This window comes from Micrococcus sp. EYE_212, assembly GCF_023147585.1.
Taxonomy (GTDB): domain Bacteria; phylum Actinomycetota; class Actinomycetes; order Actinomycetales; family Micrococcaceae; genus Micrococcus.
Window position 1 is genome coordinate 91,299 of sequence record NZ_JAHXOZ010000002.1, and the last position, 13,104, is coordinate 104,402.

12 protein-coding genes and 1 pseudogene are annotated in these 13,104 nt (G+C 72.7%); 12 read left to right on the forward strand and 1 reads right to left on the reverse strand.

What is annotated here, in order from left to right; translation table 11 throughout:
• Positions 1–112 precede the first annotated feature (112 nt).
• The 5 genes and pseudogenes from glyA to KZX60_RS02215 all read left to right on the forward strand — a co-directional run bounded on the left by glyA (position 113) and on the right by KZX60_RS02215 (position 5,196).
• The gene (glyA, locus tag KZX60_RS02195) at positions 113–1,393 is read left to right on the forward strand and encodes a serine hydroxymethyltransferase (RefSeq protein ID WP_248115397.1); all 1,281 of its coding nucleotides are present in this window, start codon (positions 113–115) and stop codon (positions 1,391–1,393) included.
• A 7-nt stretch (positions 1,394–1,400) separates the two neighbouring features.
• Positions 1,401–2,306 (forward strand): bifunctional methylenetetrahydrofolate dehydrogenase/methenyltetrahydrofolate cyclohydrolase, encoded by a 906-nt coding sequence (locus KZX60_RS02200; RefSeq protein WP_248115398.1) that lies wholly within the window; start codon positions 1,401–1,403, stop codon positions 2,304–2,306.
• On the forward strand, positions 2,281–3,303 hold the full coding sequence (locus KZX60_RS02205) for an ABC transporter ATP-binding protein (protein ID WP_248115399.1): 1,023 nt from the start codon (positions 2,281–2,283) through the stop codon (positions 3,301–3,303). The genes KZX60_RS02200 and KZX60_RS02205 overlap by 26 nt, the downstream gene beginning before the upstream one ends.
• 189 nt (positions 3,304–3,492) lie before the next feature.
• Positions 3,493–4,188, forward strand: a pseudogene (locus KZX60_RS02210) (ABC transporter permease); the annotation flags it as partial.
• 198 nt (positions 4,189–4,386) lie between these two features.
• On the forward strand, positions 4,387–5,196 hold the full coding sequence (locus KZX60_RS02215; protein WP_248115501.1) for an ABC transporter permease: 810 nt from the start codon (positions 4,387–4,389) through the stop codon (positions 5,194–5,196).
• 37 nt (positions 5,197–5,233) lie between these two features.
• Here KZX60_RS02215 and KZX60_RS02220 read toward each other — a convergent pair whose 3' ends face one another.
• Positions 5,234–6,721: an MFS transporter gene (locus KZX60_RS02220; RefSeq protein ID WP_248115400.1), complete on the reverse strand. Its 1,488-nt coding sequence runs from the start codon at positions 6,719–6,721 to the stop codon at positions 5,234–5,236.
• Positions 6,722–6,819: 98 nt separating this feature from the next.
• Between KZX60_RS02220 and KZX60_RS02225 the strand changes: the two genes are divergently transcribed.
• The 7 genes from KZX60_RS02225 to KZX60_RS02255 all read left to right on the forward strand — a co-directional run bounded on the left by KZX60_RS02225 (position 6,820) and on the right by KZX60_RS02255 (position 13,012).
• On the forward strand, positions 6,820–7,344 hold the full coding sequence (locus KZX60_RS02225; RefSeq protein WP_248115401.1) for a phage holin family protein: 525 nt from the start codon (positions 6,820–6,822) through the stop codon (positions 7,342–7,344).
• The gene (locus KZX60_RS02230; RefSeq protein ID WP_248115402.1) at positions 7,341–8,228 is read left to right on the forward strand and encodes an exodeoxyribonuclease III; all 888 of its coding nucleotides are present in this window, start codon (positions 7,341–7,343) and stop codon (positions 8,226–8,228) included. Before KZX60_RS02225 ends, KZX60_RS02230 begins: the two co-directional genes overlap by 4 nt.
• A gap of 70 nt (positions 8,229–8,298) precedes the next feature.
• Positions 8,299–9,348 carry a tryptophan--tRNA ligase gene (gene trpS / locus KZX60_RS02235; protein ID WP_282442512.1) on the forward strand — a complete coding sequence of 350 codons (1,050 nt, stop codon included), beginning with the start codon at positions 8,299–8,301 and terminating at the stop codon, positions 9,346–9,348.
• Positions 9,349–9,548: 200 nt separating this feature from the next.
• Complete coding sequence (locus KZX60_RS02240) at positions 9,549–10,259, forward strand: ABC transporter ATP-binding protein (RefSeq protein ID WP_248115503.1); 711 nt, start codon at positions 9,549–9,551, stop codon at positions 10,257–10,259.
• Positions 10,256–11,539 (forward strand): ABC transporter permease, encoded by a 1,284-nt coding sequence (locus tag KZX60_RS02245; protein ID WP_248115403.1) that lies wholly within the window; start codon positions 10,256–10,258, stop codon positions 11,537–11,539. The genes KZX60_RS02240 and KZX60_RS02245 overlap by 4 nt, the downstream gene beginning before the upstream one ends.
• 47 nt (positions 11,540–11,586) lie before the next feature.
• Positions 11,587–12,270 (forward strand): hypothetical protein, encoded by a 684-nt coding sequence (locus KZX60_RS02250; RefSeq protein ID WP_248115404.1) that lies wholly within the window; start codon positions 11,587–11,589, stop codon positions 12,268–12,270.
• 187 nt (positions 12,271–12,457) lie between these two features.
• Positions 12,458–13,012: a hypothetical protein gene (locus KZX60_RS02255; RefSeq protein WP_248115405.1), complete on the forward strand. Its 555-nt coding sequence runs from the start codon at positions 12,458–12,460 to the stop codon at positions 13,010–13,012.
• The last annotated feature ends 92 nt before the right edge of the window (positions 13,013–13,104 follow it).

The following is a 13,104-nucleotide window of genomic DNA, read 5'->3' on the forward strand; positions in this document are numbered from 1 at the left end:
CGCCCCCGCACGCGTCCGGAGGAGGCGGAGCCGCGCAGTGTCCGCCGGATCACTAGGATGGGCGGCACCGGCCCGTTCCGGTGCCCGCTGCCCCCAGTCGAAGGGAAATCCCGTGACGCAGTCGCCCGACATCAACACCCAGCCCCTCTCCGAGGTGGATCCGGAGATCGCCGCGGCCCTCGCGGACGAGCTCGGCCGCCAGCGGGGCACCCTCGAGATGATCGCCTCGGAGAACTTCGTCCCGCGCGCCATCCTGCAGACCCAGGGCTCCGTGCTGACCAACAAGTACGCCGAGGGCTACCCGGGGCGCCGCTACTACGGCGGCTGCGAGTTCGTGGACGTCGCCGAGAACCTGGCCATCCAGCGCGCGAAGGACCTGTTCGGCGCCGAGCACGCCAACGTGCAGCCGCATGCCGGCGCGCAGGCCAACGTGGCCGTGATGACCGCGCTGATGGACCACGGGGACACCATGATGGGCCTGTCCCTCGCCCATGGCGGCCACCTCACCCACGGCATGAAGATCAACTTCTCCGGCAAGAACTACAAGATCGCCGCGTACGAGGTGGAGCCGGACACCTACCGGATCGACATGGACACGGTGCGCGAGGCCGCGAAGGCCGCGCAGCCGAAGGTGATCGTCGCCGGCTGGTCCGCCTATCCGCGTCAGCTGGACTTCGCGGCGTTCCGCGAGATCGCCGACGAGGTCGGCGCCAAGCTCTGGGTGGACATGGCCCACTTCGCGGGCCTCGTGGCCGCCGGCCTGCACCCGAACCCGGTCCCGCATGCCGATGTCGTCACCTCGACGGTGCACAAGACCCTCGCCGGCCCGCGCTCCGGCTTCATCCTCGCCAAAGAGGAGCTCAAGAAGAAGATCGACTCCGCCGTGTTCCCGGGCCAGCAGGGCGGGCCGCTCATGCACGCGATCGCCGGCAAGGCCGTGGCGTTCAAGATCGCCGGCTCGGCGGACTTCAAGGAGAAGCAGGAGCGCACCCTGCAGGGCGCCCAGATCCTCGCCGAGCGACTCACCGCCCCGGACATGGCGGAGCTGGGCATCTCCGTGCTCACCGGCGGCACGGACGTCCACCTCGTGCTCGTGGACCTGCGCGAGTCCCAGCTGGACGGCAAGCAGGGCGAGGACATCCTGCACGAGGTCGGCATCACCGTGAACCGCAACTCCGTGCCGTGGGACCCGCGCCCGCCGATGACCACCTCAGGCCTGCGCATCGGCACCCCGGCCCTGGCTTCCCGCGGCTTCGGCGAGGCCGAGTTCCGCGAGGTCGCCGAGATCATCGCGGCCGCCCTCACGCCGAGCCCGGACGTGGAGGCGCTGCGCGCCCGCGTGGTGAAGCTGACCGAGGACTTCCCGCTGTACGACGGCCTCGAGGGCTGGTGAGCCGCCGATGACCGCGAAGGTGCTGGACGGCAAGGCGACGGCGGCCGCCATCAGGCAGGAGCTGCGCGGGCGCGTGCAGGCCCTCGCCGAGCGAGGGATCACCCCGGGGCTCGGCACGCTGCTCGTGGGGGAGGACGCCGGCTCGCAGAAGTACGTGGCCGGCAAGCACCGCGACTGCGCCGAGGTGGGCATCGAGTCCATCCAGAAGGAGCTGCCGGCGGACGCCACCGAGGAGCAGATCCTCGAGGTCGTGCGGGAGCTGAACGAGGACCCGGCCTGCACCGGGTACATCGTCCAGCTGCCCCTGCCGAAGCACGTGGACACGCAGAAGGTCCTCGAGGCCATCGACCCGGACAAGGACGCCGACGGCCTGCACCCCATGAACCTCGGGCGCCTCGTGGCCTCCGTGGGCGGGGAGCTGGACTCGCCGCTGCCGTGCACCCCCGCCGGGTGCGTCGAGCTGCTGAAGCACCACGGCGTGGAGCTCGCGGGCAAGCACGTCCTCGTGATCGGCCGCGGCGTGACCATCGGCCGTCCCGCGGGACTGGTGCTCACGCGCCGCGAGGTCAACGCCACCGTGACGCTGGCCCACACGGGCACCACGAACCTGGACGAGCTGCTGGCGCAGGCCGACGTCGTGATCGCCGCCGCCGGCTCCGCGCACATGGTGAAGCCCGAGCAGGTGAAGGACGGCGTGATCGTCCTGGACGTGGGCGTCTCCCGCGTGACCGGCGAGGACGGGAGGAGCCGCGTGCTCGGCGACGTCGACCCGGCCGTGAAGGAGAAGGCGTCCTGGATGGCGCCGAACCCGGGCGGCGTCGGGCCGATGACCCGCGTCATGCTCCTGGCCAACGTGGTGGAAGCGGCCTCGCGTAGGATCCCTCCCTGTGAGCCACACCACTCCCTCCGCTGACGCGCCCGAGACCGCCGGGCGCCCCGCCGTCACGCCCGGAGCCGCCGCCCCCGTCATCCGCGCGCGCGGCCTGCGCAAGCAGTACGGGGACTTCCACGCGGTCAAGGGCATCGACCTCGACGTGCGCCCGGGGGAGTGCTTCGGCCTGCTCGGGCCCAACGGCGCGGGCAAGTCCACCACGATGCGCATGCTCGCCGGCACGTCGCAGCGGACGGCGGGCGAGCTGAGCATCATGGGCATCGACCCGGAGGATGACGGCCCCGCCGTCCGTGCGCACCTGGGCGTGGTGCCCCAGCAGGACAACCTCGACGAGGAGCTCACGGCGCGGGAGAACATCCTCATCTACGGCCGCTACTTCGGCTTGCCGTACTCCTACCTCAAGCCCAAGGCGCAGGAGCTGCTCGAGTTCGCCCAGCTCACCGAGAAGGCCGACGCCAAGGTCACCGACCTCTCCGGCGGCATGAAGCGCCGCCTCGTGATCGCCCGGGCGCTCGTCAACGAGCCGGCCCTGTTCCTCCTGGACGAGCCCACCACGGGCCTGGACCCCCAGGCCCGCCACACCCTGTGGGACCGCCTCTACCGGCTCAAGGAGCGTGGCACCACCCTCCTGCTCACCACGCACTACATGGACGAGGCGGAGCAGCTGTGCGACCGGCTCGTGGTGGTGGACGCGGGCGAGATCATGGCGGCCGGCACGCCCGCGGAGCTCATCCGCGAGCACGCCTCCCGCGAGGTCCTGGAGGCCCGCTTCGGCACGGACCGCAACGAGGCCGCCGCCCGCACCCTGCAGGCCCACGTGGGCGACGGCGTCGTGCACCGCGTGGAGGTCCTGCCCGACCGCGTCCTCCTCTACGCCGAGCGCGCGGACGACCTCCAGCACGCGCTCCAGCGACTCGTCGACGACGGCGCCGTGCCCGCCCCCGCCACCACCCTCACCCGCCGCGCGAGCCTCGAGGACGTGTTCCTCATCCTCACCGGCCGCACCCTGGTGGACTGAGCCGTGGCCGCCTCCGCCTCCACCCCGCCCGCCCCGGACTCGCCCCCGACGACGGCGCCCGCCGCCGCCCCGACGACCGCCGCCCCGACGACCGCCGGCCCCCTGCGGCCCCCGATCTCCGCGGCCGAGAGCGCCGAGCGCGTGCGGGCCCGTGGCGTGCTCTTCTACGCCGAGCACACGTTGCGGACCATGCGCCGCTACGGGGCGGTCCTGATCGTCGGCGCGCTCGGCGAGCCGCTCCTCTACCTGCTCGCCATGGGCCTCGGGCTCGCCCAGCTCATGGGCGGCGGCGCCCCGCAGGAGGTCCTCGGCGGCGTCTCCTACGTCGCGTTCATCGCCCCCGCGCTGCTGGCCTCGGGCGCCCTGATGACGGCCTCCGTGGAGTTCTCCTACCCCGTCATGGGCGGGTTCCAGTGGCACAGGACGTACTACGCCGCGCAGGCCACCCCGCTGTCCCCGGCGCAGATCGCGCTCGGGCACCTCGCGGCCGTGAGCCTGCGGTTCCTCTTCCAGGCGGCCGTATTCTTCGCGGTCATGCTGGCCTTCGGCGTGGTCTCGAGCCCGTGGGGCTGGCTGCAGGTGCTCACGGCCACGCTCGGCGGCCTGGCCGTGGGCGCGCCGATCATGGCGTTCGCGGCGTCCCTCACGGAGGACAGGGGCCAGTTCGCCACCCTGCAGCGCCTCGTGATCATGCCGCTGTTCCTCTTCTCGGCCACGTTCTACCCGCTCGACGCCCTGCCCGTGGGGCTGCGGTGGATCGGCTGGATCTCCCCGCAGTGGCACGCCGCCCAGCTCGGCCGCGTGCTCTCCTACGGCATGGCCGAGCCCGCCTGGCTCACGGCCGTGCACCTGCTCGTCCTGCTCGCCCTCGCCGGCATCGGCACGTGGCTCGCCGTCCGCGTCTACACGCGCCGGCTCGGCTGGAGGCGGGGTGCCCCGGATCGCGACGCCGTCGCCGTGCCCCGCACGCGCACCGCCTCCCGCCTCGGGGGGAGGCCGAGCCCCGCCGAGGCGGCGTCGGCCGCCCGGCCCGGCGCGTCGTCGTCCGCGGCGGTGGGGTCGGCCGCGGACGCCGTGCCGCCCATGCCGCCCATCACGGTGCGCCGCGGCCCGCTGTCCGGCATGTACTCGGGGAACGTGCGGGCCGTCATGGAGCGGGCCCTCCTCTCCCTGAAGTCCAACAACTGGGTGGTGTTCTTCTCCGGCTTCTTCGAGCCGGTGCTGTACCTGGCCTCGATGGGCATCGGCCTGGGCACGCTCGTCGGCGACGTCACGGGGCCCGACGGCACGCCCGTCCCGTACGGCATGTTCATCGCCCCGGCGCTGCTGGCGGTCTCCGCGATGAACGGCGCGATCTACGACTCCACGTGGAACGTGTTCTTCAAGCTGCGCTACGCCAAGACGTACCAGACCATGCTCGCCACCCGGCTGGGGCCGCTGGACGTGGCCGTCGGCGAGATCGCCATGGCCCTGCTGCGCGGGCTCATCTACGCGGTCGGGTTCCTGATCGTCATGACGGTCGCCGGCCTGGTCACGTCGTGGACGGCCGTGCTCATGATCCCGGGCGCGCTGCTGGTGGCGCTCGGCTTCGCCTCCCTGGGCATGGCGGTCACCAGCTTCATGAAGACGTTCCAGCACATGGACTGGATCCAGATCGTCCTCATGCCGATGTTCCTCTTCTCCGCCACGTTCTTCCCGCTCAGCGTGTATCCGCCGGCCATCCAGGGGGTCATCCAGGTGTTCCCGCTGTGGCACGCCGTGGAGATGATGCGCGCGCTCGCGGTGGGTGTGATGACGTGGGGCACGCTCGGGCACGTCGCCTACTTCGTGGCGATGGCCGCCGTGGGCGTGTGGCTCACCTCGCGGCGGCTGGGCGCGCTGTTCCTGCGCTGAGGGTGCCCGGCCCGGTGCCGCGCGTCGGCGGTGCCGCTCAGGCCGCGCGGGCCCGGGACCGACGGCGGCGCAGCAGGTCCGCGCCCGCGGAGACCAGCACGAGGGCCCAGCTGCCGGCCACCACCGCCAGCGCGCTGCCGCCCGCCACGCCGTACTCGTGGGCGGTGGGGGCGTGGCCCGTGCCCGCGAGGGCGGAGAAGTACACGCCGGTGACCATGGCCAGGCCGATCGAGGTGCCCACGCGCTGCGCGGTCTGGGCGACGCCGCCGGCCGACCCCGCCTCCTCGGGGAGGACGTCGTCCATCATGAGCACCTGGGCGCTCGTCATGATGAGCGCCTGGGACGCGCCCTGCGGGATGAGCAGCGCGGCGAGCGTCCAGAGGGGCCACGCGCCGTCGGCCACGCGGACGAAGGCGAGCATGAGGGCGAGCATGGAGGCCACGCCCAGGGCCGCGCCCGTGAACACGAACCACGGGCCGAACCGGTGCACCTGCGAGCCGATCCACGTGGAGGACGCCGTCACCAGGAGGGCGGAGGCCAGGGTGATCATGCCCGCCGCGAGGGCGGAGTGCCCCAGGCCCTGCTGCACGAACACCGCGATGACGGCGAACGCGCCCGGCATGGTGCCCATGTAGACGGAGGTGTGCAGGGTGGCGAACGTGAACGAGGGGCGCCGCAGCAGGGCCGGGTCCACCATGGGGTGGACCCCCGTGTGCGGGGCGGCGGCCCGCACCCGCTTCTCCCACAGCCACCACGCGGTGAGGAGGGCGGCCGCCACGGCCAGCAGCCACCAGGTGCCCGGTAGGATGAACGGGAGCATGAGGGACACGGTGGCCGCCCCCAGCAGCACGACGCCGACGGGATCCAGGGCGCGCAGCCCGCGCGGGACGACGGCGGCGGTCCGCGTCGGCGGGTGCAGCCACAGCACGCCCAGGAGCAGGGCGAGCAGCCCGATCGGGGCGTTGACGAGGAACGACGCGCGCCACCCCGCCTCCGGACCGAGCAGCCCCATGAGCAGCCCGCCCAGGAGCGGCCCCACCGCCACGCCCAGGCCGATCACGGTGCCGAACATCCCGTAGGCCGTGCCGCGCGCCCGCCCGGAGAAGGTGGACTGGATGACCCCGATGATCTGCGGGTTGAACAGTCCCGCGCCGATGCCCATCAGGAGCCGGGCACCGTTGAGCACCACGGGGCTCCAGGCCAGGCCCGCGAGCAGCGAGCCGAGGACGTAGACCGCGATCCCGGCGAGGAACAACGGCTTGCGGCCCCACAGGTCGCCGGCCCGTCCGGCCGCCACGAGGACGACGCCGAACGTGAGGGTGTAGCCCGAGAGCACCCACTGGAGGTCCGCGCTGCTCGCCCCCAGGCCCGCCTCGATCGCGGGCAGGGCCACGTTCACCACGGACACGCTCATGAGCGCCAGGAACAGCGGCATCAGGAGGATCGCGAGCACGCGCCGCTGCTCCGGGGTGAAGTGGGCGTCTGCGGGGCCGGGCGCGGCCGCGGGAGAGGAGGTGGGGGTCACCGCCCAAGGATAGGGCCCGTGCGCCGCTCGATTCGGAGCGCGGCGCCCGCGTGCGGGATGATGGTGGCCAGCCTCGTCCGCCTCCCGTCAGGATCCCCATGTCCAGCAGCCTGCCCACCGGTTCCGCCGCTCCCAGCCGTCGCGCCCGCGCCTCCCGCGCGGGACTGCCCATCGGCTCCACCGCCTTCACGGTGATGATCATCGTGCTCCTGGTGGCCATCGTCTTCGCGGCCAACGCGAACGACGTCATCGGCTGGCTCGTGGTGGCCATCGCCGCGGGGTGGCTGGTCTTCGCGGTGATCGTGTTCCTGCAGCTGCGCGCGGGCGTGCGCTCGGCGGCGGCCACGGTGGACCGCACCGTGGACACGGTGCGCGCCGACGTCGCCGCCCTCGGCAAGCCCATGGTGCGGGGCGAGACCGTGGAGCCTGTGGTCGACCCGATGCGGGACACCAAGCTGGACCACTCCTTCAAGATCGTCCAGGTGCAGGCCCGCGTGGTGAAGGAGCAGCTCGCCGCGGAGGGCGGCATGGACCGCGAGATGGTGGACCGCGCCCTCGAGACCATCCACATCACCTCCGCCAACGCGCGGGACATGCTGACGGACGACGGGGCCGCGCGATGAGCGAGTCGACGCCGGCCGAGCCCGTCGTGCACGCGAACGCGGGCGCCCCCAAGGCCGACGGCGCGGTGCGCATCGCCACCGTGAACGTCAACGGCATCCGCGCCTCCCACCGCAAGGGCATGGTCCAGTGGTTCGCCGGCCGCGGCGTGGACGTGCTGACGCTGCAGGAGGTCCGCGCACCCCGCGCGATCACGGAGAAGCTCGTCCCCGAGATCGTGGGCGGCGAGTGGACCCAGGTCCACGTCGCGGACCACGAGGCCGCCGCGAAGGGCCGCGCCGGCGTCGCGATCGCTTCGCGCTTCCCCATCGAGGACGTGCGCGCGGGCATCAGGGACGAGCGCGGGTACTTCGACGACGCCGGCCGCTGGCTCGAGGCGGACCTGCGCCTGCCGGACGGCTCGCTCCTGACCGTGGTCTCCGCCTACGTGCACTCGGGCGAGGCCGGCACCCCCAAGCAGGACGACAAGTACCTCTTCCTCGGCGAGATGTCCCGCCGCCTGGCCGAGCTCTCCGCCGCCGGCCACCCGGCCCTCGTGACGGGCGACCTCAACGTGGGCCACACCGAGCGGGACATCAAGAACTGGAAGGGCAACCTGACGAAGGCCGGCTTCCTCCTCGAGGAGCGCGCCTACTTCGACCGCTTCTTCGGCGAGCTCGGCTGGGTGGACGTGCACCGCGCCCTCGCCGGGGACGTGCCCGGCCCCTACACGTGGTGGTCCATGCGCGGGAAGGCGTTCGACACGGACGCGGGCTGGCGCATCGACTACCACATGGCCACCCCGGACCTCGCCGAGAGGGCGAGCGGCGCCGTCGTGGACCGTGCCCCCAGCTGGGCCACCCGCTTCTCCGACCACGCCCCGCTCGTGGTCGACTACCAGTACTGACCCCCACCGACGCGAAGCATCGAGGCACGCCGTGAACACCCCCCAGAAGAAGAACACCGTGCAGGACGTCCTGGCCACCGACGTCTCCGCCACCGCCCACCTCACCGGCGCCTCCACGCGCCACCGCGTGCTCTCCGGCATGCAGCCCTCCGCGGACTCCCTGCACCTGGGCAACTACCTCGGTGCGCTCGTGAACTGGGTGAGGACGCAGGACGACTTCGACGCCTACTTCTTCATCCCCGACCTGCACGCCATCACGGTGCCGCAGGACCCGGACGCCCTGGCCCAGCGCACCCGCGTGGCGGCCGCCCAGTTCATCGCCGGCGGGATCGACCCCGAGCGCTCCACGCTGTTCGTGCAGTCCCAGGTCCCCGAGCACGCGCAGCTCGCGTGGATCCTCACGTGCATGACCGGCATGGGCGAGGCCATGCGGATGACCCAGTTCAAGGACAAGTCCGCCAAGCAGGGCGCCGACGCCGCCGGCGTGGGCCTGCTGGCCTACCCCATGCTCATGGCCGCGGACATCCTGCTCTACCAGCCGCACGGCGTGCCCGTGGGCGACGACCAGCGCCAGCACGTGGAGCTCACCCGCGTCCTCGCGCAGCGCTTCAACCACCACCACGGCGAGACGTTCGTGGTGCCCACGGGCTTCTACCCGGAGACCGGCGCGCGCATCTACGACCTGCAGAACCCGACCGCGAAGATGTCCAAGTCCGCGGAGTCCCCGAACGGGCTGATCAACATCCTCGACGAGCCGAAGGTGATCGCCAAGCGCATCAGGTCCGCCGTGACCGACGACGGCACGGAGGTCCGCTTCGACCGCGACGCCAAGCCCGGCGTCTCCAACCTGCTGACCATCCTCTCGGCCGTCACGGACACCCCGATCGCCCAGCTCGAGGAGCGCTACGTCGGGAAGATGTACGGCCACCTCAAGGTGGACGTGGCGGACGCCGTCGTCGAGCGCCTGAGCCCGATCCGGGAGCGCGCCACCGAGCTGCTCGCCGACCCCGCAGAGCTGGACCGGATCCTCGCCGTGGGCGCGGCCAAGGCCCGCGAGGTGGCCACCCCGGTGCTCCAGGACGTGTACGGCCGGCTCGGCTTCCTTCCTCCGCTCGGCTGAGGCCGCTCCTCCCTTCGTCGCGGCAGGATCATCCCCGCGGGGGAGGCGCCCGACCCGGGCCCTGTGTCACGCTGGGGCCGGCGCCCGCGACGGGCGGGCGCCGCCCGCCCCGTGCACGGGACGCGGGCCTCAGCGCAGAGGGAGAGCACGTGAGCCACACCGTCCACACGACCGCGGGGGCACGCCCCCCGGGTGATGCGATGCCGTTCGGCGGGGTCGAGCCGATCCTGGAGACCGAGAACCTGGTGAAGGTCTACGGTCGCGGCGAGTCCCGCTTCGACGCGCTCAAGGGCGTCACCCTCCAGCTGCGCGCGGGGGAGTCCGTGGCCGTCGTGGGCAAGTCCGGCTCGGGCAAGTCCACCCTCATGCACCTGCTCGCGCTGCTGGACCGCCCGACCTCCGGCGTCGTCGCGATGGACGGCCGGCCGGTCTCGGGCGTGAGCCCTGCCGAGGTGTCCCGCCTGCGCAACGCGACCTTCGGGTTCGTGTTCCAGCAGTTCTTCCTCAACGGGAACCAGAGCGTGCTGGAGAACGTGGTGCTGCCGCTCAAGATCGCGGGCGTGCCCCGCCGCGAGCGCCGGGAGCGCGGCATGGACGTGCTCGCCCAGCTCGGGATGGCGGACAAGGCCGGCAACCGGGCCACCGACCTCTCGGGCGGCCAGAAGCAGCGCGTGTGCATCGCCCGCGCCCTGGTCAACCGCCCCACGGTGCTCTTCGCGGACGAGCCCACGGGCAACCTGGACTCGGCCACCTCGCGGTCCGTGGAGGACATCCTCTTCGGCCTCCAGCGGGAGCAGGGCATCACCCTCGTGGTGGTCACGCACGACGACGACCTCGCGGCACGCTGCGACCGTCGGCTCGTGATGCAGGACGGGATGATCGTGGACGAGGAGTCGGGGGCGCGCGCATGAGGACCACGGACCTGGTGGGCACCGCGCTCGCCAACACGATGCGCTCCAAGCTGCGCACCTTCCTGACCGTGATCGCGATCGTGATCGGCGCGTTCACCCTCACCCTGACCACGGGCCTCGGCGCCGGCATCAACAAGTACGTGGACAACATGGTGGAGGGCTTCGGCGCCCCGGACGAGATGACCGTGACCAAGCAGGCGGACATGGGCAGCGGGTTCTCCATGGGCGGGGCGCCCTCCGAGTACGACCCCGAGGGGGCCTCCTCCGGGGAGATGTTCGGCATGCCCCTGCTCACGGGGAAGGACCTCGAGACGATCCGGGACGCCGAGCACGTGACGGCCGTGGAGACCGCCCGCCTCGTGGAGCCGGAGTTCATCGAGGGCGCGGACGGCCGCCAGTGGGCCGTGCCCTTCATGGGAGCCTCGTACGAGATCGGCACGCTCTCCATGGCCGCCGGACGCGAGCCCGCCGAGGACGCGGCCGAGATCACGGTGCCGACGGACTGGGTCGAGGCGCTGGGCGGCACGGAGCCTGAGGACGTCCTCGGGCAGACGGTGACCCTGGTGGCCGCGGATCCGCTGGGCGAGCAGAGCGGGATGGAGGCGGAGGTGGTCGGCGTGACCGAGGCCGTCGCCTCGGGCTCGGGTGTCGGGCCGGTGCCCTCCCGCGCCGTCGAGGACCGCCTGCACGAGATCCAGACCGCAGGGCTGCCCGAGGAGCAGCGCGACACCTACTTCTCCGCCACGGTGACGGTGGAGGGCATGCCCGAGAACGAGGCGGCCGTGCAGGCGGCCCTCGCGGAGCAGGGCTACTCCGCCCAGACCCTCGAGGACCAGCTCGGCGTGATCCGAGGGATCATCGACGCGGTGACGTGGGTGCTCAACGGCTTCGCCCTGATCGCCCTGCTGGCGGCCAGCTTCGGCATCATCAACACCCTCCTCATGGCGGTGCAGGAGCGCACCCGGGAGATCGGCCTCATGAAGGCCCTCGGCATGACGGGCGGCCGGATCTTCGGGCTCTTCACCCTGGAGGCCGTGATGATCGGCCTGCTGGGGTCGCTGATCGGCATCGGGCTGGGCGTGGCCGTGGGCCTGACCGCGAACGCGCTGCTCACGCAGGGCGCCCTGAGCGGGGTCACCGGCTTGGTGCTGTACGCCGTCGAGCCGCTCTCCCTGCTGCTGATCGCCCTGCTGATCCTGGCGATCGCGTTCCTGGCCGGCACCCTTCCCGCCGCCCGGGCCGCCCGCAAGGACCCCATCGAGGCACTGCGCTACGAGTGAGCGGCCCCGCCCACGCCTGAGTCCACCATCCCCTGAGAGGAACCGACATGACGACCACCCCTCCCCAGAACCCGAGCCCCTACGGTGAGCCCGACCCGATCGACCGGCCCCAGTACTCCACTCCGGGCCAGTACCCCGCCGCAGGCCAGTACCCCGCGCCCAGCCAGGACCCCGCACCGGGCACGGCCCCCGGCTCGCGGTACGGCACCCAGCCGTACGCACCGATGGGCCAGGGCGGTGTCCTCCCCGAGCCCCGCCGGCACCGCACCCTGCTGACCCTCACCCTGGCGTCCGCGGCGCTGTGGCTGCTCGCGAACGTCCCCCCGCTCTTCGGACTCGACGACATGATGCGCGTGGTCCGCGAGTCCGTCTCGGCCGAGGGCGGCGTTCCGCCGGAGGACGTCGACAGGTTCGAGGCCTTCTTCCGGGCCTCGTTCATCGGCGGCGTCGTGGTGGCCCTGCTGATCGGCCTCGCCGTGTACGCCCTCGTGTACTTCGGCCTTCGGGCCGTGAAGAACTGGGCGCGGATCGTGGGCATCGTCGCCGCGATCCTGGGCACGCTCGGCGCCCTCGCCGGACTCCTCAGCTTCACCACGTTCCCCGGCCTCGCGGGCGTGATCGCGTCCCTGGCCAGCCTCGGCCTCCTGGTCGTGAACATCCTGTGGCTGGTGAACGCGTTCAGTGGCGAGGAGGCCGCCTACACCCGGCAGGGCCGCCCCGCCGGCGCCTGACCTCGGCGCTCGACCGTCGCGGACCCTCCACCCTCGCCTGCCCGTTCCGTGAGCGCATCCGGCTCCGCCGCGACGCACGGTGCTCAGCGGACCCCGGCCGACCGGAACGACTCCCGCACCGGAGGGGGAATCCCTGAACAGTCCCCCTCCTGTGCGGGTGTCGTCGCATCCGGGGGAGGATGGGGACATGCACGCGCACCCCTCTGACTCCTCGCCCGCGGGCGCCGACCCGGCGCCCGAGACGTCCCTCGACGCCGCCGCCGTCCACGACCGCGTGGTCCGCCGCCCGATCCGTCGCCTTCAGTTCCTGACGCTCGTGACGGGGGTGCTCAGCGCCGCCGCCACGGCGGGCGTGCTCGCCCTCCAGTCGGTCTCGGGCTACGCCCGCGCGGTGCTCGAGGCGCGTGCGTGGGGGGCGGTGGCGGTGACGGACGCCGACGTCGCCTCCTTCCTCACCCCGCCGGGGCTGCTGCCGGCCGCCGTCGTGGGGATCCTGGCGGCCACCGCGCTCCTGATGTGGGGCGCGGCGCGCCTGATCGGCGCCACCCGCTGGGTCGGCACGGTGCTCGTGGGGATCGGCCTGCTCACCGCGGCCTTCTGGATGGTCGACGGCGGCCGCATGGTCGCCGCCGGAGGGGCGGGGCCCCTCGTGCTCGCGTCGGTGGTGGCCATGCTCATCGCGTGCGCGGCGTGGCTGTTCATCACGCATCTGCGCTCCACCCGCGACGCCTTCGACGGCTGAGCCGCGACCCCGTGGACGCAGAACGGCGGCCCGTCTCCCCGCGTGGGGAGACGGGCCGCCGTCGTGGTGGCGAGGCCCGGGAGCCCGGGCCT